At 62.4% G+C, this 24,803-nt stretch carries 24 protein-coding genes; 8 read left to right on the forward strand and 16 right to left on the reverse strand.

The features are described 5' to 3' along the window. Window positions 1-3: 3 nt before the first annotated feature. From SJY18_RS03880 to SJY18_RS03895, 4 genes are all read right to left on the reverse strand, one after another. Entirely contained in the window at window positions 4-597 is a 594-nt protein-coding gene (locus SJY18_RS03880) for a hypothetical protein (protein ID WP_396668449.1), read from the reverse strand. Beyond that, window positions 594-1,547, reverse strand: coding sequence for a 16S rRNA (cytosine(1402)-N(4))-methyltransferase RsmH (rsmH, locus tag SJY18_RS03885; RefSeq protein ID WP_337337730.1), 954 nt, complete (start codon window positions 1,545-1,547; stop codon window positions 594-596). Before rsmH ends, SJY18_RS03880 begins: the two co-directional genes overlap by 4 nt. Before the next feature lie 103 nt (window positions 1,548-1,650). After that, window positions 1,651-2,082 (reverse strand): division/cell wall cluster transcriptional repressor MraZ, encoded by a 432-nt coding sequence (gene mraZ / locus SJY18_RS03890; RefSeq protein ID WP_337337729.1) that lies wholly within the window; start codon window positions 2,080-2,082, stop codon window positions 1,651-1,653. 202 nt (window positions 2,083-2,284) lie between these two features. Beyond that, entirely contained in the window at window positions 2,285-2,659 is a 375-nt protein-coding gene (locus SJY18_RS03895) for a DUF3040 domain-containing protein (protein WP_337337728.1), read from the reverse strand. Between the two features lie 120 nt (window positions 2,660-2,779). Between SJY18_RS03895 and SJY18_RS03900 the strand changes: the two genes are divergently transcribed. Next, window positions 2,780-3,829: a polyprenyl synthetase family protein gene (locus SJY18_RS03900; RefSeq protein WP_396668450.1), complete on the forward strand. Its 1,050-nt coding sequence runs from the start codon at window positions 2,780-2,782 to the stop codon at window positions 3,827-3,829. A gap of 33 nt (window positions 3,830-3,862) precedes the next feature. Here the strand turns inward: SJY18_RS03900 and SJY18_RS03905 are convergent, their stop codons facing one another. Beyond that, entirely contained in the window at window positions 3,863-4,213 is a 351-nt protein-coding gene (locus SJY18_RS03905; RefSeq protein WP_396668451.1) for an Rv2175c family DNA-binding protein, read from the reverse strand. A gap of 202 nt (window positions 4,214-4,415) precedes the next feature. Between SJY18_RS03905 and SJY18_RS03910 the strand changes: the two genes are divergently transcribed. Beyond that, on the forward strand, window positions 4,416-5,453 hold the full coding sequence (locus SJY18_RS03910) for a LysM peptidoglycan-binding domain-containing protein (protein ID WP_396668452.1): 1,038 nt from the start codon (window positions 4,416-4,418) through the stop codon (window positions 5,451-5,453). A gap of 82 nt (window positions 5,454-5,535) precedes the next feature. Continuing rightward, entirely contained in the window at window positions 5,536-7,476 is a 1,941-nt protein-coding gene (pknB, locus tag SJY18_RS03915; protein WP_396668453.1) for a Stk1 family PASTA domain-containing Ser/Thr kinase, read from the forward strand. A 10-nt stretch (window positions 7,477-7,486) separates the two neighbouring features. Here pknB and SJY18_RS03920 read toward each other — a convergent pair whose 3' ends face one another. The 3 genes from SJY18_RS03920 to SJY18_RS03930 form a co-directional block, all read right to left on the reverse strand. Then, entirely contained in the window at window positions 7,487-8,824 is a 1,338-nt protein-coding gene (locus SJY18_RS03920; RefSeq protein WP_337337723.1) for a class II 3-deoxy-7-phosphoheptulonate synthase, read from the reverse strand. Between the two features lie 68 nt (window positions 8,825-8,892). Continuing rightward, the gene (locus SJY18_RS03925; RefSeq protein WP_337337722.1) at window positions 8,893-9,579 is read right to left on the reverse strand and encodes a lysophospholipid acyltransferase family protein; all 687 of its coding nucleotides are present in this window, start codon (window positions 9,577-9,579) and stop codon (window positions 8,893-8,895) included. A gap of 3 nt (window positions 9,580-9,582) precedes the next feature. Then, window positions 9,583-10,518, reverse strand: coding sequence for an ROK family glucokinase (locus SJY18_RS03930; RefSeq protein ID WP_337337721.1), 936 nt, complete (start codon window positions 10,516-10,518; stop codon window positions 9,583-9,585). 169 nt (window positions 10,519-10,687) lie between these two features. Between SJY18_RS03930 and SJY18_RS03935 the strand changes: the two genes are divergently transcribed. Beyond that, window positions 10,688-12,514, forward strand: a complete 1,827-nt coding sequence (locus tag SJY18_RS03935; RefSeq protein WP_396668454.1) for an AMP-dependent synthetase/ligase — start codon at window positions 10,688-10,690, stop codon at window positions 12,512-12,514. 105 nt (window positions 12,515-12,619) lie between these two features. Here SJY18_RS03935 and def read toward each other — a convergent pair whose 3' ends face one another. Genes def through SJY18_RS03950 form a run of 3 tightly spaced genes read right to left on the reverse strand, consistent with a single transcriptional unit; the run spans window position 12,620 to window position 18,004 of the window. Next, the gene (def, locus tag SJY18_RS03940) at window positions 12,620-13,111 is read right to left on the reverse strand and encodes a peptide deformylase (protein WP_396668455.1); all 492 of its coding nucleotides are present in this window, start codon (window positions 13,109-13,111) and stop codon (window positions 12,620-12,622) included. Window positions 13,112-13,116: 5 nt separating this feature from the next. Beyond that, window positions 13,117-14,550: a MinD/ParA family protein gene (locus tag SJY18_RS03945; RefSeq protein ID WP_396668456.1), complete on the reverse strand. Its 1,434-nt coding sequence runs from the start codon at window positions 14,548-14,550 to the stop codon at window positions 13,117-13,119. 46 nt (window positions 14,551-14,596) lie between these two features. Further along, entirely contained in the window at window positions 14,597-18,004 is a 3,408-nt protein-coding gene (locus SJY18_RS03950) for a pyruvate carboxylase (protein ID WP_337337717.1), read from the reverse strand. 73 nt (window positions 18,005-18,077) lie between these two features. Between SJY18_RS03950 and SJY18_RS03955 the strand changes: the two genes are divergently transcribed. Next, window positions 18,078-18,887 carry a ParA family protein gene (locus SJY18_RS03955; protein WP_337337716.1) on the forward strand — a complete coding sequence of 270 codons (810 nt, stop codon included), beginning with the start codon at window positions 18,078-18,080 and terminating at the stop codon, window positions 18,885-18,887. Window positions 18,888-18,972: 85 nt separating this feature from the next. Here the strand turns inward: SJY18_RS03955 and SJY18_RS03960 are convergent, their stop codons facing one another. The 3 genes from SJY18_RS03960 to SJY18_RS03970 form a co-directional block, all read right to left on the reverse strand. After that, window positions 18,973-19,518 carry a MerR family transcriptional regulator gene (locus tag SJY18_RS03960; RefSeq protein WP_337337715.1) on the reverse strand — a complete coding sequence of 182 codons (546 nt, stop codon included), beginning with the start codon at window positions 19,516-19,518 and terminating at the stop codon, window positions 18,973-18,975. Between the two features lie 95 nt (window positions 19,519-19,613). Further along, window positions 19,614-20,303 (reverse strand): MerR family transcriptional regulator, encoded by a 690-nt coding sequence (locus SJY18_RS03965; RefSeq protein ID WP_337337714.1) that lies wholly within the window; start codon window positions 20,301-20,303, stop codon window positions 19,614-19,616. Continuing rightward, window positions 20,303-20,767, reverse strand: a complete 465-nt coding sequence (locus tag SJY18_RS03970) for an FHA domain-containing protein (protein WP_337337713.1) — start codon at window positions 20,765-20,767, stop codon at window positions 20,303-20,305. The genes SJY18_RS03965 and SJY18_RS03970 overlap by 1 nt, the downstream gene beginning before the upstream one ends. 172 nt (window positions 20,768-20,939) lie before the next feature. Between SJY18_RS03970 and SJY18_RS03975 the strand changes: the two genes are divergently transcribed. Both SJY18_RS03975 and lpdA read left to right on the forward strand, forming a co-directional pair. Further along, a complete protein-coding gene (locus tag SJY18_RS03975) occupies window positions 20,940-21,605 on the forward strand; it encodes a copper resistance CopC family protein (protein WP_337337712.1) in 666 nt (221 codons plus the stop codon). 10 nt (window positions 21,606-21,615) lie between these two features. After that, entirely contained in the window at window positions 21,616-23,016 is a 1,401-nt protein-coding gene (lpdA, locus tag SJY18_RS03980; protein ID WP_396668457.1) for a dihydrolipoyl dehydrogenase, read from the forward strand. A 69-nt stretch (window positions 23,017-23,085) separates the two neighbouring features. Here lpdA and SJY18_RS03985 read toward each other — a convergent pair whose 3' ends face one another. Next, window positions 23,086-23,730 carry a CYTH domain-containing protein gene (locus SJY18_RS03985; protein ID WP_337337710.1) on the reverse strand — a complete coding sequence of 215 codons (645 nt, stop codon included), beginning with the start codon at window positions 23,728-23,730 and terminating at the stop codon, window positions 23,086-23,088. After that, window positions 23,717-23,950 (reverse strand): response regulator, encoded by a 234-nt coding sequence (locus SJY18_RS03990; RefSeq protein ID WP_337337709.1) that lies wholly within the window; start codon window positions 23,948-23,950, stop codon window positions 23,717-23,719. The genes SJY18_RS03985 and SJY18_RS03990 overlap by 14 nt, the downstream gene beginning before the upstream one ends. A gap of 110 nt (window positions 23,951-24,060) precedes the next feature. On the opposite strand from SJY18_RS03990, the gene SJY18_RS03995 reads away from it, so the two are divergent. Continuing rightward, entirely contained in the window at window positions 24,061-24,792 is a 732-nt protein-coding gene (locus SJY18_RS03995) for a glutamine amidotransferase (RefSeq protein ID WP_396668458.1), read from the forward strand. Window positions 24,793-24,803: the final 11 nt, after the last annotated feature.

Raw genomic sequence — 24,803 nt, forward strand, 5'->3', positions numbered from 1 at the left:
AACTCAGTGTGTGCTCGGGGTCGGCAATCCGTCGGTCACCGGAAGCGGAGTGTCTGAGACTGCCGACGGATCGGCGGCTAGCACTGGTGCTCCTTCAATGGTGGCGTCAGGTGCGGTGACGAGCGGCGTCGACTCGACGAGCGAGTTCGGCACGACACCGCGCCCGATCGCATCGATGGATGTCGACCCGTTTGAGGTCGCTTCGGCCCCGAGCACCTTGCCGTCGCTCAGACGCACGTAGCTCGGTGATTCGTCAATGACCATCCCGAGGGCCGCGGCGTTCGCGGCGAGGTACTGCGGAGAGCTCAGTCCGGCGACCTCGTCGTAGAGGATCTGCTTGTCGTAGGTGAGTGCCCGCTGGGTTTTCTCGAGGGTCGAGAGTTCGTATGAGGTCTGCGTGGTCATGATCGACAGCACCATCTGCGAGCCTGCGATCAGAAAAGCACCGAGCACCGCGACCACGCCGTACAGAAGCTTGGGTCGCCGACGTGGCGCTGGTGTTTCGACCGCGCGCAGGCGCCTTCTCGGTTCGACAGCGGGAGAGCGTACCGGTGCGACCGGCCATGATGATGCGAGCGAACCGTCGGCTGCGCTCACTTCGCGCTCCGCAACCGCTCGACTGCGCGCAGACGAACCGGCGTCGCCCGAGGATTGGTCTCTCGTTCTGTTTCACTTGCCAGTTCTGCGCCTTTGACAAGCAGCTTGAATTTTGCCGCATGCTCAGGAAGCTCAACCGGCAATCCGGCAGGAGTTGTCGAGGCCGCTGCCTTGACGAACTCACGCTTTACCAGTCGATCCTCGAGCGACTGGTATGCGAGCACGACCATGCGCCCGCCCACCGGTAACGTCTGCATCGCTGCGGGGATCGCGCGTTCGAGCACTGAGAGCTCGCGGTTCACCTCGATGCGCAGTGCTTGAAAGACCCGCTTCGCCGGGTGACCGCTTCGCTGAGCGGCGTAGGGGGTAGCTGCAATGAGGATTTCGACGAGCTGCCCCGAGCGCTCAATGGGTGTTTCGGCGCGCGCCGCAATGATTGCGCGCGCGTAGCGTCCAGCCAGCTTCTCTTCGCCGTAGCGCTCGAAGATGCGGCGCATGTCTCCTTCGCCGTACGTGGCGATGATGTCTGCTGCGGTGGTGCCCGCCGATTGGTCCATGCGCATATCGAGAGGCGCATCCTGCGAGTAGGCGAACCCGCGGTCGGCGACATCCAATTGCAGTGATGAGACGCCGAGATCGAACAGAATGCCGTCTGCTGCCGGCACGCCCGCTTTCTTCAGCGCATCGGCGATGCCGTCGTAGACGGTGTGCACGAGAGTGACGCGGTCTTTGAATCGAGCGAGCCGCTCCCCTGCAATTCGCAAAGCATCGTGGTCGCGGTCCAATCCCACCAGGTGGACGTTCTCAAAGCGTTCCAGGAATGCTTCAGAGTGCCCGCCCATGCCGAGCGTTGCGTCGACGAAGACCGCTCCCTCACGCGTGAGAGCGGGAGCAAGCAGCTCGACGCAGCGGTCGAGAAGCACGGGAGTGTGAATATCGCGGAGGCTCATGATCTTCAGGGACCGACCCGGTGGCTTTGATCCCCATCCGCTCTGACCTGACACCGGGGAAGTGTGTCAGGGCGGGAGCGGCTGGGAGTCGAAACCACCGGAATCAGAACAGTCCCGGAATCACCTCCTGTTCCAGCTCGGCGTACGTGTCTTCATTGCTTTCTGCGTAGCTGTTCCACGCATCCGCGTTCCAAATTTCGGCGTGAGCCCCCACACCGGTCACGACAAGCTCACGGTCAAGACCCGCATAGCTGCGCAACGAAGGTGGGAGGGTTATGCGGTTCTGGCTGTCGGGTTTTTCGGCGCTTGCGCCCGAAAGAAACATGCGCAGAAAGTCCCTCGCTTGCTTGTTGGCAAGTGGTGCTTCGCGAATGCGCTCATGAACGCGTTCGAACTCTTCAGTGCTGAAGACATAGAGGCAGCGATCCTGGCCTCTGGTAACGACCACGCCAGCGCCGAGGTCGTCGCGGAACTTTGCCGGAAGGATGACGCGACCCTTGTCGTCGAGCTTGGGAGTATGCGTGCCCAACAACATCGGACCCACCACCCCCTTCCGCCAGCCTCCGGATATGCGCCACTTTACTCCACTTTCCTCCACTTTGGTGTTCTTTTCTGAGTCAATGCTCCCCTAGGCCACCAAACGGGCAGAAAAGCGAAGCACGAAGGCAAAAGAAAAAGCACCGACCCAAGGGTCGGTGCTTCTACCTGTGGCCGAGGCCGGTGTTGATCAGCTCAGATCAGCGGTCTTCCTGTCGCTTGTCCCAGCGATCGTTCATGCGATCCATAAAGGATGCCGACGACGAGGGGGCTTTGGCTTTGCGCGGCGCTTCTGTCGGGGTGGGAGATGATCCGTTCTGCTTCGACGGCGTAACTGCCAGGATCACGCCAGCAAGCATGATGACGAACCCGATGACGCCGACGACAACCAGCTGGATAGACACGCCGACGATGAGGCTGCCGAGACCGAGCAGCACGAGCACTGTTCCGTAGACAATGTTGCGGTAGCTCAGGCCACGCCCATCCTGTGGCGCGGTCACGACATCGGCGTCGTTTCGCATGAGATGGCGTTCCATCTCATCCAGCAGGCGCTGCTCCTGTTCGGAGAGTGGCATGCGTCCCCCTCTAAAAGACTTCGTTGCTCTGATTCTACGCGTGCAATCAATCACTAGGCTAGGCCTGTGAAGCCCTCGCCTGAACCGATCGAAGCAATTTCCCAGCGAGTAGAAAGATTCGTGGCGTCGCAACTCAGCCTAAACGAGGAATTCGGCGCCGAAGCACAACTCCTGGTCGAGGCTGGGGCTCGCGCGGTCAGCGGTGGAAAGAGACTGCGCGGCCGGTTTGCGCTTGCCGGCTGGCGCGCGGTGGCTGAGCACGATGTCCCCTCGACGAGCAGCCTCACCCCGCCCGCCGAAGTTGTGTCTGCCGCAGCATCCCTTGAAATCTTCCACGCCGCTGCACTCGTGCATGACGACGTGATCGACAACTCCGACACTCGACGTGGCCAGCCGGCAGCGCACCGGGCCCTGGAGGCCCAGCATCGCGCGGCAGCCTGGGCAGGCGACGCCGAAGCCTTCGGCCGTTTCGGCGCAATCCTGCTCGGAGACCTTCTGCTCGCATGGAGCGATGACCTTTTCGAAGAAGGGCTGCATTCAGTACCGCTCGAGCGAGCACGGGCGACAAGAGACCAGTACTCGAAAATGCGGCGCGAAGTCACGCTCGGCCAGTTTCTCGACGTCGCTGAGGAGTCGGCATTCCGCGCGGCGCCTGCGCACACACACGCCAGTCGCGCGCTTCGCGTCGCGTCGCTAAAGTCGGCCCGATACAGCGTCTTGCAACCGCTGTGCATCGGTGCCGCTCTTGCAGACGCAGACGCAGAACAGATGAACGCCCTTTCGGCGTTCGGCCACCCGCTGGGAATGGCGTTTCAACTGCGTGATGATGTGCTGGGCGTATTCGGTGATGAGCGCAGCACGGGAAAGCCGTCGGGCGATGACCTGCGCGAGGGAAAACGCACCGTGCTGATCGCGTATGCCCAAGAAGGTCTGGATCCGCATATGTCCCGCCTGTTCAACGAGCTGGTCGGCGATCCGACGCTCGACCTTGAACAGATCGCGGCTCTGCAACGAACGATCGTCGACTCGGGCGCACTCGAACGCGTCGAAGAGCTCATCGCGCAGTATGCGCTCGAAGCGGAGCGTTCGCTCAACGGCGCACGACTGGGCAACAGCGCCGTGGGCGATTTGCGCGACCTCGCGCGCGCCGCGACGGTGCGCACCGCTTAGACGCGCGGGTCGGGCGAACTGAACGCGCTCGCGTCAGGCGAGGGTGCGAGCGATGCGTCGAACTTCGCTCTTATGCCCCGCGGTCAACGCCTCTATCGGCGCGCGTCCCATGGACTCTTCGGTGCTGAGCAGCCAATCGATGACCTCGTCGTCGCTGAAGCCCGCATCTTGGAGCACGATGATCGTTCCTCGCAGCGAAGAAAGCGGTGCCGAGTCGACGAAGAAGACCGACGGGACGACGAAGACATCATTGCGGCGCGTTCCGACGATGTTGGATTCATCGAGATAGCGCTTCACACGCCCCAACGACTCGCCCGTCAACTCGACCATGTCGGGAAGGGTCAGCCATTCAGTCTCGATGCGCGGGGAAGCTTCAGCAGTCACTCCCCCACTATCCCACCTCAATCACCATGGCGACGACGAAGTGCGTCACGTTCGCAGCGAAACCCCGCCAGTCACATTGGTCACACGCGTATCACCAGTTGACATGCATTTACATCCGTGACACGGTTTTTGGAAGTTCGCAGATAGGGGAATGCTTTTGCCACCCGAAACTCGCTTCCGCAACGGGAGCAAATCACGCAACATGGCCGTTGGCATCCCGACGGCCATCGCCGGTGCGGTCGCACTCGCACTGAGCGCTTCGCCCGCGTATGCAGATGAGCGCGCGGCCTCTGCGGTAGGCGCCGACGAGCGTTCGTTTCGTGCGTTGCCTGCCATCCCAGCGGCGAACGCAATCTCTATACCTGCCGTCACGGTCTCGGCCATCAAACCTGCCGCGGCGACACCGACTACCTACACGGTGGTGCCGGGCGACACCATCAGTGCAATCGCCTCGCGGCACGGCTCCACAACCAACGCGGTACTCACCGCCAACGGCCTCAGCGTGTCGTCGATCATCTACCCCGGCCAAACGATACAGATCCCGGGCGCGACGACGACTCCGCAGCCCAGCACTCCAACGACTTCGACTTCGACTTCGACTTCGACGTCGAGCGCCGCAGGCAGCTACGAGATCAAGGCAGGCGACACCATCAGTGCGATCGCCTCGCGGCACGGCTCCACAACCAACGCGATACTCACCGCCAACGGCCTCAGCACGTCGTCGATCATCTACCCCGGCCAAACGATACAGATCCCCGCAAAAGCTTCCGCTATCTCCGCTACGCCCGCGGCGAGCACGAGCACGAGCACGAGCAGCAGCGCTGTGGCGTCAAGCCTCGACGCCGAGCAGACAGCCAACGCGAAGTTGATCATTCAAGTAGGACGTGAGCTCGGCGTATCGGATCGTGGTATCGCGATCGCTCTGGGCACTGCGATGCAAGAGTCTTGGATCCGCAACCTCGATTGGGGAGACAGAGACTCACTCGGTCTGTTCCAACAGCGCCCGAGTACCGGCTGGGGAACTGCCGACCAAGTGCGCGATCCAGTGCGCTCGATCAAGACATTCTTCGGAGGGCCGAGCGATCCCAATGGGTACAACACCCGGGGTCTGCTCGATATACCTGGCTGGCAGAGCATGACATTTGCCGAGGCCGCACAGGCCGTGCAGATCTCTGCATATCCAGACCGCTACGCCCAGTGGGAGGCACCGGCCTACGCCTGGCTCGCTGCCCTTGGCTGAAAGTGCAAGATAACGCGGCCAATGGGCCGCGCTCGGTGAGCCGCTCCGCGGAGTACTCACTACTCATCCGTAGACTCTCAGAGTGAGCACGAGTCAGCAGACGGACCCGCTGATCGGCCGTCTCGTTGACGGCCGATACCGGGTTCGTGCGCGCATCGCGCGGGGCGGAATGGCGACGGTCTATGTCGCTACCGACCTGAGACTCGAACGACGGGTCGCGCTGAAGGTGATGCACTCGCATCTGAGCGACGACACGGTATTTCAGAGTCGCTTCATTCAAGAAGCCCGGTCAGCAGCGCGGCTCGCCGATCCACACGTCGTCAATGTCTTTGATCAAGGCCAGGACGGCGATATCGCCTACCTGGTGATGGAGTACCTCCCGGGCATCACCTTGCGAGAGCTCCTTCGCGAGCAGAAACGGCTCACCCTGCCGCAAGCGGTCTCAATCATGGACGCCGTGCTTTCGGGGCTTGCTGCCGCGCACCGTGCAGGCATCGTGCATCGGGATGTGAAACCCGAGAACGTACTGCTCGCGGAAGACGGCCGAATCAAGATCGGCGACTTCGGGCTCGCGCGTGCGACGACAGCGAACACAGCGACTGGCTCACAGCTGCTTGGAACCATCGCCTACCTCGCGCCCGAGCTCGTGACCCGTGGCACCGCAGATGCTCGCAGCGACATCTACTCGCTCGGGATCATGCTGTATGAAATGCTCACCGGCGAACAGCCGTACAAGGGCGAACAGCCCATGCAGATCGCGTTTCAGCACGCGACTGACTCCGTCCCTCGTCCAAGCGTGAAGAACCCGGGCGTTCCAGAGCAGCTCGACGAGCTGGTGCTGTGGACGACAGAGCGCAATCCGGATGACCGCCCGTCGGATGCCCGCGAAATGCTCGACCGCCTACGCGACATCGAACAAGACCTTGGCATTTCGCCGGTCGTCGCGCGGGCTACCACGGCCGCATACACCCCGGACGAAGGAATCGCATCGGGAGATCTCACGGCGGTGCTGCCTGCTGCCACCACTATGCCGACCGCGACGATCGAGACGACCGACAATGCGACCCGACTGCAGCGGGCCTCAAAGCGACGCGCAGCCAAGGGCGGCTGGCTCGTCTTTCTCGTTCTATTGCTGGCTGGTCTCGCCGCTGGGGCCGGGTGGTGGTTCGGCACCGGGCCCGGATCTCAAGTTCAGGTCGTCGACGTGGCGAACATGTCGTTCGAAGAAGCTCAGTCCGCGCTGAGCGCCCATACCTTGGTCGCGGTGCAACGCGATGAGAGCAGCCTCGAGATCGAGGCGGGGAGGGTGATCCGCAGCGACCCCGAGCCGGGTGCACGTGTCGACCAAGACACCGAAGTCGAGGTGTTTGTCTCGACCGGCCCTGCCGCGGTGAGCTTCGAGGTGCTGAACGGTCTATCGCGGGACGAGGTAACAGCTGAACTCGCGAATGAGAGCATCGAGGTCGTCGGCGAGGCCACCTATTACACGCAAGCCGCAAACAATGCCGTAGTCGGGGTTGTCATCACTCCGCAAGCGGGCGGTGACGACATCGAGTGTGGGGACGGATGCAGCGCTCACCAGGGAGACAGCGCCAGACTTCTGGTGTCGCTTGGCTCATTGCCGTCGGTCGAAGGAATGTCGGAGTCGAACGCTCGCACCACCCTTGACAACGCGGGGCTTGAAGTCGCGGCTGACGTCATCTCACAGTCGAGCGAAACGGTCGACGCCGGCATCGTGATCGCCACGACCGAGCGAGAGGGCGGAGGCTGGTGGCGCCCGGGCGACGCTGTCACGCTGATCGTGTCGTCTGGCCCGCCACTGTTTCCCATACCGAACGTGGTGGGAATGACACGCGACTCGGCGATCGCAACCTTAGAAGCTGAAGGCTTCCAAGTTGACTATGGGTTCTACTGGGATGCCTTTCCTGACGCCATCACCTCAGTGACCAATTCGAATCCGGCCGCTGGCGAGTACCGCGTCAAAGGAACCCGCGTTGAAGTCGAGATGACCGCGCAGGGCTAGACAGCAGACGCTAGCGCTTCTCTAGTTCCTCTGCCACGAGGAACGCCAGCTCAAGCGACTGCTTGTGATTCAAGCGCGGGTCGCACAGTGACTCGTAGCGCGTAGCAAGCGTTGCCTCGTCGATGTGCTCTGATCCACCAAGGCACTCGGTCACATCGTCGCCGGTGAGCTCGACGTGGATGCCGCCGGGGAACGTACCCACCGCACGGTGCGCTTCAAAGAAGCCGCGAACCTCGTCTACGACATCATCGAAGCGACGCGTCTTGTATCCAGTCGGCGTGGTGATGCCATTGCCATGCATGGGATCAGTAACCCAAAGCGGGGTCGCGCCGGAAGCCTTGACCGCCTCGAGCAGCGGTGGCAGCGAGTCGCGAATCTTGCCCGCGCCCATACGCGTGATGAACGTCAAACGCCCAGGCTCACGCTCTGGGTCAAGCTTGTCGATGAGTTCGAGCGCAGTTTCGGGCGTCGTTGTCGGACCGAGTTTCACACCAATAGGGTTGCGAATCTTCGAGAAGTAGTCCACGTGCGCACCGTCGAGGTCGCGTGTGCGCTCACCGATCCACAGGAAGTGCGCCGAAGTGTTGTATGGCGTGCTCGTTCGCGAGTCGATTCGCGTCAGCGGGCGCTCGTAGTCCATCAGCAGGCCTTCGTGCCCCGTGTAGAACTCGACGCGGCGCAGCTCTTCGAAGTCGGCTCCGGCCGCCTCCATGAACTTGATCGCGCGGTCGATATCGGTCGCGAGACGCTCGTACTGTTGGTTTGCCGGGTTCTGGGCAAAGCCGCGGTTCCACGAGTGAACTTCTCGCAGATCAGCAAAGCCGCCCTGTGTGAACGCGCGGATCAGGTTGATCGTTGATGCCGCGGTGTGGTAACCCTTCAGCAGTCGCTGCGGGTCGGCAAGACGCGACGCAGCGGTGAAGTCGTAGCCATTGACGATGTCGCCGCGGTACGCCGGCAACGTGACGTCACCGCGAGTCTCGGTGTCACTGGAACGCGGCTTGGCGAATTGCCCCGCCATGCGTCCCATCTTCACGACCGGCATCGACGCGCCGTACGTGAGCACCACTGCCATCTGCAATACGGTCTTCACGCGGTTGCGAATCTGTTCCGCCGTGGCGCCAGCGAAGGTTTCAGCGCAGTCGCCCCCCTGCAGGAGAAATGCGTTGCCGGATGCTGCGCTGGCCAAGCGATCACGCAGATTGTCGACCTCACCTGCGAAGACGAGAGGTGGCAGGATGGCGAGCTCGGCCGAGGCCTCTGCGACGGCCGCAGCGTCATACCACTGTGGCTGCTGCTTGATGGGCAATGTCCGCCAGTGGTCGAGTGCGTCCTGGTGCTGAGGCATCAGGCCAGTCTAGTGGCGTGTGCGGGTCCTGGAGGACGCGTGACACCTCACGCGGGTTGCGGCCAGCGCTAGCTGCGGGAAGTGAGTCGGTCTTTCACCGTAGAGGCGTAGACATCGTCGTATTGCTGCTCACCCAACCGCTGCAGGGCGATCATGATCTCGTCGGTGATCGATCGCAGAATGTAGCGATCGCCCTCCATTCCGTAGAAGCGCGAAAAGTCGAGCGGCTCGCCGACGACGACCCCGACGCGCACGATATTCGGCAGCCGCTGGCCAATCGGCCACATCACATCGGTGTCGACCATCACAATCGGCACCACAGGAACGCGCGCGACAAGTGCCATCCGTGCGATGCCAGTGCGACCCCGGTACAGCCGGCCATCGGGGCTGCGCGTGCCTTCGGGGTAGATGCCCAAAAGCTGGCTGCCACCGAGCACTTGCAGGCCGGTGTTCAACGACGCTTCTGAGGCCTTACCTCCCGAGCGATCGATGGGAATCTGGCCGCTCGCTTTGAAGAAGAACCGCGTCGCCCAGCCCTTGAGTCCCTTTCCGGTGAAGTAGTCGCTCTTGGCAAGGAAGGCCATTGGTCGATCGATCATCAAGGGCAAGATGATCGAGTCTCCGAACGAGAGGTGGTTGCTGGCCAAGATCGCACCACCGGTCGCGGGAATGTTGCGGCGGCCCACAATCCACGGGCGCAGGATCCCCTTCACGAGTGGCCCGATGACCACGTACTTCATGAGCCAGTAGAACATCAATCAGCCCTCGGCCAGCGCCAGATCCGCGGCGCCGATGAGCCCGGCATCGTTCACGAGTTTCGCGATCGCAAATTCGGCAACCGGACGGTCCCCATAGCCGGGCAGCGAGGTCTCGTAGGCACGTTTCACGGGCGCCAAGAGATTGTCGCCAAGTTGGGCAACTCCCCCGCCGATCACGAACAGCTCGGGATCGAGAACCGCCTGAAACCCGCCGCAGGCTTCGCCCAACGCTGTCGCGACACGGCGCAGTGCTTCGGTGGCTCCCGCGTCGCCCGCGAGAACGAGTCGAGAGATGGCTGGGCCAGAGATCGTGCCCTTTTCAGCTCGGATCGCCGCGAGTGCACTGCCGATCTCGTGCTGATCGGCAATGGAATTGGCTTCACGTTGCAGCGCGCGGCCGGACGCATACTTTTCGAGGCATCCGTTCTGTCCGCAACCGCACAACAGACCGTCTCGAACGAAACGCGTATGGCCAAGCTCAGCGCCGATGCCGTGTCCGCCACGGAAAAGCTCGCCGTCGATCACGATTGCGCCGCCCACCCCGGTGCCCATTGTCAGCATGACCATGTGGCTGACGTCGCGTCCAGCCCCGAAGCGGAACTCCGCCCAGCCTGCGGCATTGGCGTCATTCTCGATGAAGACCGGCATGTCGATGCGCGATTCCAGCGAAGCTTTCAACGGCTCATTGCGCCAGGCGATGTTGGGCGCGTGAATGACAATCGCTCGGTCGCGGTCGATGAAGCCTGCGGCAGCGACCCCCACAGCCTTGATGTCATGCGCGGCAGCGAAGTGGCGAACCATGTCGCCCACGGCATCAGCGAGGTTGGCGGTATCGGCCGGTGTGTCTACCCGCAGCTTCTCGAGAATGCGGCCGTGTTCGTCGACCACCCCTCCAGCGATCTTCGTTCCACCAATGTCGATACCGACCTTTAGCACCGCATTCCCTTCCGGCCATCGCACTCGCGACGGCGAGTTGAAGTCTATCTACGCTCCCCGACGGCACAACTAGGGCTTCGACGCGAATAGTCATGCGCTGCGGCACCGTCCGATTAGACTTGGACCCGCACCAATGCCCGAAACTCATACCGGTACCGAAGGAGCTGCCGTGGTTCAGTTCGAAGTTCCCGCAATTGTCCCCGCCGATCCGCAGGCAAATGTTACAGACCTGCTCGTAGATCGCCTGAAGAAGACTCCAAACCTCGCGTTGTTCGCCGTTCCTGACGGCGAAGGCTGGCGCGATATCTCTACCGCAGAGTTCCACAAGCAGGTGGTCGCTCTCGCAAAGGGGTTCGCCGCCGCTGGTATCGAGCCCGGCGACAAGATCGGCTTCATCGCGCGCACGACCTACGAGTGGACGCTGGTCGATTTCGCGCTCTTCTTCGCAGGTGCTGTAATGGTGCCCGTCTACGAAACCAGCTCCCCCGCGCAGATCAGCTGGATTCTCAACAACTCGGGTGCAGTCGGCGTCATTGCCGAGCTTCCCGACCACACCGAGCGCGTCGAGTCCGTTCGCGACGAGCTCACTCTCGTACGCAATGTGTGGAACATGCACACCGATGACCTCAAGACCCTCACCGCAGCGGGCACTGACGTCACCGATGACGAGATCGAGCGCCGACGCACGATCGCCAATGGTTCCGATATCGCCACTCTGATCTACACCTCAGGGTCGACCGGTCGCCCGAAGGGCTGCGTGCTCACGCACTCGAACTTCGTCGAACTCACGCGCAACTCGCACCGCGCTTTGAGTGAAGTTGTCGCTGAACCCGGAGCATCCACACTGCTCTTCATCACGACTGCGCACATCTTCGCGCGCTTCATCTCATTGCTGAACGTCGAAGCCGGAGTCAAGACCGGACACCAGCCAGACACCAAGCAGCTTCTGCCGGCGCTCGGCTCGTTCAAGCCCAGCTATCTGCTGGCGGTACCCCGCGTTTTCGAGAAGGTCTACAACTCTGCAGAGCAGAAGGCCGAAGCCGGCGGCAAGGGCAAGATCTTCCGCGCTGCCGCCGCCGCAGCAGTCGAGCACTCGACCCGTCTGCAGGACGGAAAGAAGATCTCGCTCGGACTGAAGATCAAGTTCGCTCTGTTCGACAAGCTCGTCTACAGCAAGCTGCGCGAAGCCATGGGCGGCAACATCAAGCACGCAGTATCGGGTTCGGCGCCCCTGGGCCCGCGTCTGGGCCACTTCTTCCACAGCCTGGGCGTGACGATTCTCGAAGGCTATGGCCTCACCGAGACGACAGCGCCGGCGACAGTCAACCTCGCCACGAAGTCCAAGATCGGCACTGTCGGTCCCGTTCTTCCCGGTGTCGCTGTTCGGTTGGGCGAAGATGACGAGATTCAGGTGCGCGGCATCAACGTCTTCAAGGAGTACTGGCAGAACCCTGAGGCCACCGCCGAGACGTTCGACGGCGAGTGGTTCAAGACGGGCGACATCGGCTCATTCGACGATGAGGGCTTCCTCACGATCACCGGACGCAAGAAAGAGATCATCGTCACCGCTGGCGGCAAGAACGTCGCTCCTGCGGCTCTCGAAGACCCGATTCGTGCCAACCCGATCGTAGGCCAGGTTGTCGTCGTCGGCGACCAGAAGCCTTTCATCGGTGCTCTGATCACCCTTGATTCCGAGATGCTGCCGACCTGGTTGGGTAACAACGGCAAGCCCGCAGATATGAGCCTCGAGCAGGCCGCGAAGGATCCCGCGGTGCGTGCCGAGGTGCAGCGAGCAATTGACATCGCCAACGCCAAAGTTTCGCGTGCCGAGTCGATCCGCAAGTTCACCATCCTTTCTACCGAGTGGACCGAGGGCAGTGGGCACCTCACACCGAAGATGAGCATCAAGCGCAACGTCATCATGGATGACTTCGCCGATGAAATCGCAGACATTTACGACGTGCCTGTCAACACGACAAACGTCTCACTCTCGTAGCGCTCGCTTGCAAAGCAGAACAAGCCCCAGACCAACCGCGGTCTGGGGCTTGTTCGCGCGTGCTGTGCGTCGGCTGCGGCGCGCCAGCAGCGTGAGTGGAGCGGCTCAGAACCAGTCGGATTCGCGAACCTCGCGCATCGCGATTCGACGATTCGCGGGCTCGAGCTTGTCAAGATACAGCCTGCCATCGAGGTGGTCGGTCTCGTGTTGAAGCGCCTGAGCCATCAACCCGTCGCCCTCGAGCACCACCTCATTGCCATCGACGTCAATGCCGACAACTTTCGCCCAGGGATAGCGCGGTGTGTCGTGCCAGAGACCTGGCACTGACAAACAGCCTTCCCCGATCGGCTGAAGCTCTCCCGACACAGCAACGAGCACGGGATTGAGCACGTAGCCGATGTCGCCATCGATGTTGTAGCTGAAGGCGCGAAGACCGACGCCGATCTGGGGAGCAGCGACGCCAGCTCGCCCCGGCAGCTCTACCGTGTCGATCAGATCTTGAACGAGCGCTCTCACACCAGCGTCGATGGTTTCAATCGGCGCACACGCGGACTTCAGAACGGGGTCGCCGAACACCCGGATGGCACGAACAGCCATAGCGACTACGCTGCCGAGGCGAGCGAACGCAAGCCCTCGACAACAGTCGCGGCGAGTTCACGTGCCGCGCGCCGAGTTTCGGGCTCGAGATCACGGAAGGTGATCGCGCTGCCCGCGGCGATGTGTGGGTCGTAGGGCATTCGCAACACCGCGCGCACGCGCGTCTTGAAGTGCGACTCCAGCTGGTCGAGCTGCACCACCGGTGAACCGGGGCGTGCGCTGTTGATGACCACCACTGCGTTGCGCACCTGAGACGAATAGCCGTTGGTCTCGAGCCACGTCAGGGTCTCTGACGCCAAGCGTGCTTCGTCAACGCTCAAACCTGCCACAACGACGAGTTGATCAGCCGCTTGCAACGTCGCTTCCATCACGGAGTGCACGATCCCGGTACCTGTGTCGGTCAGCACGAGCGAGTAGTAGTGAGCAGCGAGCCTGGCCACGTCACGATAGTCGGTGTCGCTGAACGCCTCTGAAACACTCGGATCGGCGTCGGACGCCACCACGTCAAGACGGGTCTCATCGCGAGCGACCATCGCTGAAAGGTCGTTGAACCCCACAACCTCGCCGCTCATGCGCACGAGATCTCGCACGGTCTTGCCACCGGGGCGAGAAATACGATCTGAGAGCGTGCCCCTGTCGGGGTTTGCATCGATCGCGATCACGCGATCGTCACGAGCGTCGGCCAGGGCCATTCCCAAAAGCGTGGTCACTGTGGTCTTGCCGACACCGCCTTTTCGCGACAGCACCGGAACAAAGCGAGCGCCGCCTGCAAGCGGCGCAGCGATGCGACGGTCCAGCTCTTTGCGAGCTTTCGCGCGCTTGCTGTCACCGAGGTTGATCCGGCGAAGCGAGAGCGAATAGACGAGGTGCTGCCACGCACCTTCAGGCTCTGAGCGAATGACATGGCTAGGGTCTAGCAATCGATCCGCGGTAAGCAGATCTGCTGTCTCGCGGTCGGCCTCGATCTCGCCCAGACGCTTCGAGGTGAGCGTGACCGGCGCGGGGGCAACGAGCGCTGATCGTTCTGACTCAATCTCGGTCGAGAACACATCCGCGTCTTCGATCTGGCTGCGCGGGTCGTCATCATCGCTATCGGCGACAGTGTTTTCGACGTCGCCGGTCTCCTCGGCGGCTACCGACGTTTCGCCGGCAGCTGGCTCGGCGATCTCGGGCTCAACCGGCTGAGACAAGAAGGCGTCGAATGCCTTGGCCCGAGCAGCCTCTTCTGCCGAGGCTGCAGATCGCTGCTCTGGGCGGTTAGCAATGCTCTCCTCGTCGTCGACGAAGTCGTCGTCGTCGTTTGCGGCAGGCATTGCGACGTTCACCTGAGCGGTGCCGCCACCGAGAATGCCAAGACCCGAGGTGTCGAGGCTTCCAGAGTCGGACAGCACGCCGTGCTCAGCGTCATCGGGCGTGTGTTCGGTGCGTTCGGGCGTCACTAGTCACTTCTCCTGCGGCGGTATAGATCTGGGGCCATCCTCCAGATTACTGGGCGGGGCGCACTACGACCAAAAGGTCGCCCGCTTCCACCTGCTGAGGCGAGCCGATCGCGAGCCGCTCGATGACGCCGTCGATGGGAGAGGTGATCGCAGCTTCCATCTTCATCGCCTCGATGGAGGCAACCGGAGAGCCCGCGGCAACAGTCGCGCCCGGCTCTAGCTTGAGCGTCACCACTCCCGAGAACGGCGCCGCGATCTGACCCGGCTTGGAGGTATCGGCACGCTCTGCCTGCCGCGCCTCCACGGTGATGCTGCGATCCCGCGCGAACACGGGTCGAAGTTGGCCATTGAGCGTGGTCATCACCGTGCGCATCCCCTTGTCGTCAGCCTCGCCAATGGCCTCAAGCCCGACAAACAGCTGCACGCCGCGTTCGATCTCGACGACATGCTCTGAGCCTTGAACGAGACCGTAGAGGTAGTCGGTGGTGTCGAGCACGCTGAGGTCGCCGAACAGCTCACGCATTGCAGTGAACTCGCGTGTCGGAGCTGGGAACAGCAGACGGTTGAGCGCGTCACGACGTGAGAGCGAGTCTGCGCCAAGCGCGGCGCCATCGGCTTCGCTGATTGGCTTCACTTCGATCGAGATGTCGCGTCCCGCCAGGACCTTCGTGCGGAACGGCTCAGGCCAACCGCCCGGGAGGTCTCCCAGCTCGCCAGCCATGAAGCCAACGACCGAGTCAGGGATGTCGTAGTTCTGCGGGTTCTCGGCAAAGTCAGCAGGATCGGCCTTGACAGCGGCGAGGTGCAGAGCGAGGTCACCCACCACCTTGGACGAGGGCGTCACCTTCGGTACGCGACCCAAGATGTTGTTGGCCGCCGCATACATGTCTTCAATCAGCTCGAAGTCCTCCTCGAGTCCCAGGGCGATCGCCTGCTGTCGCAGGTTCGACAGCTGACCACCGGGAATCTCGTGGTGGTAGACCCGACCGGTGGGACCAGGCAAGCCCGACTCGAACGGACGGTACATGTGGCGCATCGCTTCCCAGTACGGTTCGAGGCTCGATACCGCATCAAGATCGATGCCGGTGTCGCGCTCGGTGTGCGCGAGAGAAGCAACGAGCGCCGACAGTGACGGCTGACTCGTCGTGCCTGACATCGGCGCAGCCGCAGCATCCACTGCATCGGCTCCGGCAGCGCTCGCGGCAAGAAGGGTGGCCAACTGGCCACCGGCAGTGTCGTGTGTATGCACATGCACCGGCACGTCGAAACGATCGCGAAGGGCGCTCACGAGACGGGATGCCGCAGCGGGCCGCAGCAGCCCTGCCATGTCTTTGATCGCGAGAACGTGCGCGCCAGCGTCGACGATCTGCTCAGCAAGACCGAGGTAGTAGTCGAGCGTGTAGAGATCTTCGGCGGGATTGAGCAGGTCGCCGGTATAGCAGAGCGCGACCTCGGCAACAGCGGTCCCCGATGCCAGCACGGCATCGATGGCGGGACGCATCTGCGCCACGTCATTGAGGGCGTCGAAGATACGGAAGATGTCAATCCCGCTCGCCGCAGCCTCTTGCACAAAGGCGTCGGTGACCTCGGTCGGGTACGGGGTGTAGCCGACGGTGTTGCGACCGCGAAGCAACATCTGGATCGCAATGTTCGGCAGCTCCGCGCGAAGTCGATCAAGGCGCTCCCACGGGTCTTCACCGAGGAATCGCAGCGCAACATCGTAGGTAGCGCCGCCCCACGCCTCGACGGACAGCAGCTCGGGAGTGAGCCGTGAGACATACGGTGCAACCGTGGCGAGATCTTTCGTGCGAACGCGCGTCGCGAGCAGCGACTGGTGCGCGTCGCGGAAAGTGGTTTCCGTTACGGCCAGGGCGGTCTGCTCACGCAGCGATCTCGCGAAGCCTGCCGGGCCAAGTTCGAGCAGCCGCTGTCGCGAGCCGGCAGGAGCCGCAGCGGTGAGATCGAGCTCAGGAAGCTTCACCCGCGGCTCGATGGAAAGCGGGTTGTCGCCATTCGGCTTGTTGACTGTCGTGTCAACCAGCCAGCTGAGCACCTTGGTTCCGCGGTCTTTCGACTCGCGGCCCTTGAGCAGATGCGGGCGCTCGTCGATGAACGACGTGGCGATATCCCCCGACACGAATGCCGGGTCGTCGAGCACTGCTTGCAAGAACGGAATGTTCGTCGACACGCCACGAATGCGGAACTCCGCCAGCGCCCGCCGAGCGCGAAGCACTGCGGCGCCGAAGTCACGACCACGGCATGTGAGCTTCGAGAGCATCGAGTCGAAGTGAGGCGAGATCTGGGCGCCGGCCGCTGTCGTTCCACCGTCGAGTCGAATACCCGCTCCGCCCGGTGAACGGTAGGTGGTGATCTTTCCTGTGTCCGGACGGAAGCCCTGGGTGGGATCCTCTGTCGTAATACGGCACTGCAGCGCCGCGCCGCGCAGCTGGATCTGATCTTGTTCAAGTCCGAGCTCGGGCAGGGTCTGACCGGCAGCGATACGCATCTGAGACTGCACAAGGTCGACGTCTGTGACTTCCTCGGTCACCGTGTGCTCTACCTGAATTCGAGGGTTCATCTCGATGAAGACGACTTCGCCAGTGCGAGGTCCGGCAGTTTCAAGCAAGAACTCCACGGTTCCGGCGTTCTGATAGCCGATCGACTCGGCGAACGCGATGGCATACGAGTGCAGCGCATCACGTACCTCGGGCTCGAGGTTCGGCGCGGGCGCAATCTCGATGACTTTCTGATGACGACGCTGCACAGAACAATCGCGCTCGAAGAGATGCACGGTGTTGCCAGCGGTGTCTGCCAGGATCTGCACCTCCACGTGGCGCGGACGCTGCACGGCCTGCTCAAGGAACATGCGGGCGTCGCCGAACGCGCTGCCCGCCTCTCGCATCGCTTCGGCTAGCGCGGGTGCCAACTCGTCAGCGGTGTCGACGCGGCGCATGCCACGGCCGCCACCACCGGCAACGGCTTTCGCAAAGAGCGGAAATCCGATGTCTTCGGCCTGCGCGAGCAAAGCATCGACATCGTCGGACGCCTCGGTCGAGCGAAGCACCGGCACACCGGCCGCGATCGCATGGTGCTTGGCGGTCACCTTGTTTCCGGCCATCTCAAGCACCGATGCCGGCGGACCGATGAAGGCGATGCCGTGAGCTGCGGCCTGCTCCGCGAGCTCAGGGTTCTCTGAGAGGAACCCATAGCCCGGATAGATGGCATCGGCGCCAGCTTCGCGCGCGACGCGAATGATCTCATCCACGCTCAGGTACGCGCGGACCGGATGACCAACCTCACCGATCAGATATGCCTCGTCTGCCTTGAGGCGATGCAGCGAGCTTCGGTCTTCGTGTGGATACACGGCGACTGTGCGCGCACCCAATTCGTAGGCAGCGCGGAAAGCGCGAATAGCGATCTCTCCACGGTTAGCGACGAGGATCTTACGGAACATTCGACCTCCGAGGGCGGCAATGCTGGCGGACCTGAGTGCGTTCTCAGCCTAGAGGACTGTAACGTAGAGCCTTGTGCACGTCCTCTCCGTCAGCTCGCTTAAGGGTGGAGTCGGCAAAACGACCGTAACTCTCGGACTCGCATCGGCGGCTTTCGCCCGAGGTGTCCGTACGCTCGTCGTCGACCTCGACCCGCAGTCCGACGTCTCTACGGGGCTGGATATTCAGGTGGCAGGTCGCTTGAACATCGCCGATGTGTTGGCGAATCCGAAAGACAAGGTCGTTCGGCAAGCGATTACGTCGAGTGGTTGGGCGAAGGTTCACCCTGGCACGATCGACGTGATGATCGGCAGTCCGTCTGCGATCAACTTCGACGGCCCTCACCCGAGTGTGAGAGACGTCTGGAAGCTCGAAGAAGCACTCGCCACCATTGAGGCCGACTACGACCTGGTGCTGGTGGACTGCGCCCCGTCTCTCAACGCGCTCACCCGAACTGCATGGGCTGCCAGCGACCGCGTGATCGTCGTCACCGAACCGGGCCTGTTCTCGGTTGCGGCAGCCGACCGTGCGCTTCGCGCAATCGAAGAGATCCGTCGCGGCCTCTCTCCCCGCCTTCAGCCTCTGGGCATCGTGGTGAACCGTGTTCGCCCGCAGTCGATCGAACACCAGTTCCGAATCAAAGAGCTGCGCGATATGTTCGGACCCTTGGTGCTGAGTCCTCAGCTGCCCGAACGCACCTCGTTGCAACAGGCACAGGGCGCCGCCAAGCCGCTGCACATCTGGCCTGGCGATTCAGCGCAGGAACTCGCGGCTGACTTCGATGCGCTGCTTGACCGCATCATTCGCACCGGGCGCGTGCCGGTGCCCAACGAAACACCCACGTAGCTCGCTCAGCGCCACCTGTCGGGGCAATGAAGCGTTGAGACTCTTGTTACCGCAGAGGTACGTCAGGCACTATCGCAGAGGTATCTCAGGCTGAGCGTGCAGCGCGGCGTGCGGCAAGCTCATCAGCCGCATCGGGCAGTTGTGGGTCGAAGTCCACAAGAGTGGATTCCACTTCGCGCAGCACTTTGCCGACGGCGATGCCAAACACGCCCTGCCCGCGACTGACCAGGTCGATGACCTCGTCGTTCGAGGTGCAGAGGTAGACCGATGCGCCGTCGCTCATGAGCGTGGTACCGGCAAGATCGCGGATTCCTGACGCCCGAAGCTGGTCCACTGCAGTACGAATCTGCTGAAGCGAGATTCCAGTGTCGAGAAGGCGCTTGACGAGTTTCAGGACAAGAATGTCTCGAAATCCGTAGAGACGCTGCGATCCAGAACCACTAGCGCCGCGCACGGTGGGCTCTACGAGTTCGGTACGTGCCCAATAGTCCAGCTGGCGGTACGTTATGCCGGCTGCTCGTGCTGCTACGGCACCGCGGTAGCCGACTTCGTCGTCCATCTCGGGAAGCCCGTCGGTGAAAAGGAGGTCAGCAGTGAACGCACCACCGTCTACATTGTCGCGATCGCTCACGCGCGTTCCCCCTCCGCCTTCGTTAGTCCCACGGTAGAACAGGCAGACGCCTGCGGCAATGACATCCGACCTGCGCGGTCGGCGTGTCGGATGATTCAGTCCACAAGTCGTTCGAGCGCCGCGCGCACGAAAATGGCGCGCACCTCTTCGAGCTGCTGGGCCAGCTGAGGCGCCAACTCCCCCGCTCGGCCGCGCGATGACGAGTCAGTACGTCGCAGCAGAGGCGCGAGGGCGGATTCAATCAGTGACACGTCACGTTCCGCGCTTTGACGCAGTGTGCGCATGTGTCGCGGCTCAATTCCATGGCGGTCTAGCGCCACGAGGGCACGCAGGAGCGCGACAGACTGATCCGTATAGACGTCTGCCCCCAGCACGCCGGTGCTGATCGCGTCATTGAGCAACTGTGGAGCGGCCCCTGAGGCCGCCAACAGCTCTTCCCGGCGGTAACGGCGCGGCGCGGGGACAATAGATGGTGGCGGCACGGATGCCGGTGTCACCGGATCACGCCCAGCATCCACATCCTGCAGATACTCCCGAATCACCGAGAGCGGCAGGTAGTGATCGCGTTGCAGGGTGAGGGCAAGCCTCAGCCGCTCGAGGTCATCCGGCGAGAACTTTCGATAGCCAGATTCGGTGCGAAGCGGGGTGATGATTCCCTGCACTTCGAGAAAGCGCAGCTTGCTCGAAGTGAGCGAGGGGAACTCTGGCGACAGCCTCGCAAGCACCTGCCCAATACTGAGCAGGCCCGACGACGCAGCGCGTTCGCGGGCAGAAGCAGCCGCCATCAGGCTTCGGGTGTCTGTGGCAGGTCAGCGGGCGAACCGAAGAAGTTGAGCCGGAACTTTCCAACTCGCACTTCAGAGCCATTTACGAGAGCCGCGCGATCGACGCGCTCACCATTGACGTAGGTTCCGTTCAGCGAACGCTGGTCAACCAGCTCGAAGGCGGTATTGGTGCGTGTGATCTCCGCGTGACGCCGAGATACGGTGACGTCGTCGAAAAAGATGTCTGCTTCAGGATGGCGTCCGACGGTGGTCACATCGGTGTCGAGCAGATAGCGAGCACCGGCTGCAGGACCGGAGCGAACGATCAGCAGAGCCGCCCCGGAGGGAAGAGCCTCGATGGCTTCAAGTTCAGCGTCGCCCAGCTCACTTCCGAACGGTACAAATGACAGATCCGAGTCGTGCCCAAACGTCTGCGTGACGTCAACCGGGCGACTGGAATCGTCAGGACGGCGATATTCCTCCACGGGGTCCTCCTTTGAGGTGCAAGCCTAGCCGATCGATCCCTCGCTACACGAGGCCAGATCCTTGGCGATCATGAATTCATGGCGAGCACATAGCCACGAGAGATGCGGCAGGGCACCGAGCAAGTATGACGCACGCAATCGCAACCTCGTCGACAGGCGTAGCCTGGAGGTGATGCGTACTTCAGCGAAATCAGTGACCGTGCTCTCTCGAAGCCTGCTCGCCATTCTGGCAGCCATGCTCCTGGCATTCGCAACGCTGATGTTCGCCTCGCCAGCGCACGCGCACGACGAGCTCACCGGCTCCGAACCCGCGGCAGACGCGACACTCGATGTGCTGCCAAGCGAGGTGAGGCTGACCTTCAGCGACGCGATCTCGCAAGAAGAGGGAGCCTCTGAGATTGAGGTCACCGATGCGTCGGGCATCTCGCTTGTCGCTGCGGATCCTGCTGTCACCGACAACGTGCTGATCCAGCCCATTGAAGGCGAGGCGATCGGTGAAGTGACAGTGCTCTGGAAGGTTGTCTCAAGCGATGGGCACCCGATATCTGGCGAGTATGCCTTTACGGTCACCGCGCCCATCCCCACCGAAACCGCCGAGCCCGAGCCGACTGCTACCGAAGAGCCGATCGTCGAACCGACCGCGGCAACCACCGCTGAGCCTTCTGCTACCGCTACTGCAGAAGCGGCGGACGCTGACGACGCGTCGGGGACCGTGTGGCCCTGGATAGTCGGTGGCATCGTCGTTCTCGGTCTTGTTGGTGCGGTCATCTACCTGCTCGTATCACGCTCGCGCCAGAAGAAGTCTCTCGCTGATTCCGACCCCACTACCAAACGATAAGGTTTTAGTCATGCCTCACTACGACGTCGTCATCCTTGGCGCGGGCCCCGGCGGCTATGTCGCAGCGGTCCGCAGCGCTCAGCTCGGTCTTTCTGTTGCGATCGTCGAAGAGAAGTACTGGGGCGGTGTGTGCCTGAACGTAGGCTGCATCCCCTCCAAGGCTCTTCTTCGCAACGCCGACCTCGCGCACATCTTCAACCACAAAGCGGAGCTCTTCGGCATGTCGGGCGACGTGTCGTTCGACTTTGGCACCGCGTGGGACCGCAGCCGCAAGGTGTCTGAGACCCACGTCAAGGGCATCCACTATTTGATGAAGAAGAACAAGGTCACCGAGTACGAAGGACGCGGAACGTTCACCGGCCCCAAGGGCATGACCGTCGCAAAGGCAGATGGTTCGAGCGAAGAGCTCACCTTCGATAACGCGATCATCTCTACTGGTTCGACAGTTCGGCTGCTCCCCGGCGTCACCCTGAGCGACAACGTCGTGACCTACGAAGAGCAGATCATGACGCGTGATCTGCCCGAATCGATCGTCGTCGTCGGTGCTGGCGCGATCGGCATGGAGTTCGCTTTCGTATTGGTGAACTACGGCGTCAAGGTCACGATCATCGAGTACCTAGACCGCGCTCTTCCGAACGAAGACGCAGACGTGTCGAAAGAGATCGCGCGCCAGTACAAGAAGTACGGCGTTGAGCTGCTCACCTCTACGAAGGTGGAGACGGTCACCGACCACGGCAGCCATGTCACGGTGACTTACACACCGAACGCGGGCGGCGACACTCAGTCGATCGACGCCTCGAAGGTTCTCATGTCGATCGGCTTCGCACCGAACGTCGAGGGTTTCGGTCTCGAAAAGACCGGTGTGAAGCTGACCGAACGCGGCGCCATCGAAATCGATGACTACATGCACACCTCTGTTCCGCACATCTACGCGATCGGCGATGTCACAGCGAAGCTGCAGCTCGCCCACGTCGCTGAAGCGCAGGGTGTTGTAGCCGCTGAGACCATCGGCAAGGCCGAGACCATGGCCCTCGGCGACTACCGCATGATGCCCCGTGCGACCTTCTGCTCGCCGCAGGTAGCCTCTTTCGGCCTCACCGAGCAGCAGGCCCGCGATGAAGGCTACGACGTCAAGGTAGCGAAGTTTCCGTTCTCGGCGAATGGCAAGGCAAACGGCCTGGGCGAGCCGATCGGGTTCGTAAAGCTCATCGCCGACGGCGAGCACCTCGAGCTTCTTGGTGGTCACCTCATTGGCCCCGACGTATCAGAGCTTCTGCCAGAGCTGACGCTGGCCCAGAAGTGGGACCTCACCGCTCTCGAAGGTGCACGCAACGTGCACACCCACCCGACGCTTTCTGAAGCAGTGCAAGAGGCCTTCCACGGCCTCGCCGGTCACATGATCAATATGTGATTCGTACAACAACGAAGCAGCCCCGGGACTGAATAGTCTCGGGGCTGTTTCGTGCGCCTGGGTGGATCTTCAGTAGCCCAGAGCTCGAGCCAGTTTTGATTCGGATGCTGCGGCCTTGCCGCCAGCGGAGATGACCGCCGTCTCGACGGCAGCGAAGAACGCTGCGCGCCACTCGGCGTCATCGGGTGCGGCAGGACCGAGTTCCACTTCCCACTCGCGCCACGAGCGCTCGACCCCGGAGCGCTCATCGAGCGTCGAGACGACATCGTCGGCGAACTCTGCGAGCACGCCTCCGGCGGCATCGCGTAGTGCGTACGCGGTGCGGGAGTTCTGAATTCGGGCGAGTGGCAATAGCGGATCTTGAGTGACGTCGGCCAGCACCTCGAGCGCCGGGGCCGGAACCTCCCCTGCACTGCCCAGCGGCCAGTGCAACTCGACACGGCCATTTCCGACGCGCGGACCCTTGATGTGCCATCCGGCATCGCCTCCGCCCGTGCGACGACGCAACGCGAAGCCCGCGGAGGCGAGGGCAAACTCGGTGGTGTCGAGGTAGCGGGCGTCAAGCTCTCGCACCTCACCAGCGCCGACGGAAGCGATGCCGGGCACGCTGATCCAGTTCGGCAACGACGTTTCGGTGTCGGCGTCGAATTTGAGCTCTACCTCGACAGACCGCCGCGGCGCTGCGGCACCTGCTGTGGAATCAGCGGCGGTCACGCGGGGCATCTGGGTCTGGATCGATGTCGTCCTGCGACTCGACGAACCAGAACGCCGACTCGGTGGGCCCATCACCCTGACCGGTATGTTCGGGTTGCCCTTTTCGTGCGTAAACGACCTGCGTCTCGCTGTAGGGGACGATGAGCCGTTCCATAGCGGGATCGTCGAGGGGAAGAATCTGCCCGTCGAGCGGGCCGCCGTGCAATCGTGCGATAGCCATGATCCGAGCCTAGCGTCGGCCAACACCATTGTCTTCGAACTTGACTTCGGCATCAGGAGCGATAATGAGCTGGCGCCGCAGGCTCGCCCGGTCGCGAGATAATGGCAGGTGTGAAACCTTTCGTTCTGCTCGCCACCCGCGCCGAGGATCTGCCGGCTGACGAAGAGTACGAACTCTTCCTTCGCTACACCGGACTCGCGCCCGAACAGCTCATCCGCGTGCGACTCGAGGCGGGGCCGATGCCCGAGCTGAACCTCGACGACCTTTCGGGCATCTTCGTCGGTGGCGGACCGTTTAACGCGTCCGATCCCCCCGACCAGAAGTCGCCTGTGCAACACCGTGTGGAAGCCGACTTTCACACGGTGCTCACCGAAGTTGTTGCGCGAGACTTTCCATTCCTCGGCGCCTGCTACGGCGTCGGCACGGTAGGCGCATTTCTCGGAGCCACGATTGATCGCACCTATTCCGAGCCGATCAGCGTCGTCTCACTCAGCGTGACAGACGCCGGAGCTGCCGACCCATTGCTGCACGATATGCCGTCTACCTTCGGCGCGTTCGTGGGGCACAAAGAGGCCATCTCGAAGTTGCCCGACAGTGCAACCCTGCTCGTCTCGTCGGCGACGTGCCCCGTGCAGATGTTCCGCGTTGGCGAGAACGTGTACGCGACGCAGTTTCATCCAGAACTCGATGTCGAAGGCATCACCACTCGCATTCATGCCTACGCAGAGCACGGCTACTTCGCGGCTGACGAGCTTGAACTGACGCTCAGTGCGGTGCGGGCCGCATCTGTCTCGCACCCGAGCCGGATCCTGCGCGCCTTCGTACAGCGCTACGCGCGCTGAACGCCCCAGAG

The sequence above is a fragment of the Microbacterium sp. R86528 genome (genome assembly GCF_044596335.1).
GTDB classification, from domain to species: domain Bacteria; phylum Actinomycetota; class Actinomycetes; order Actinomycetales; family Microbacteriaceae; genus Microbacterium; species Microbacterium marmarense.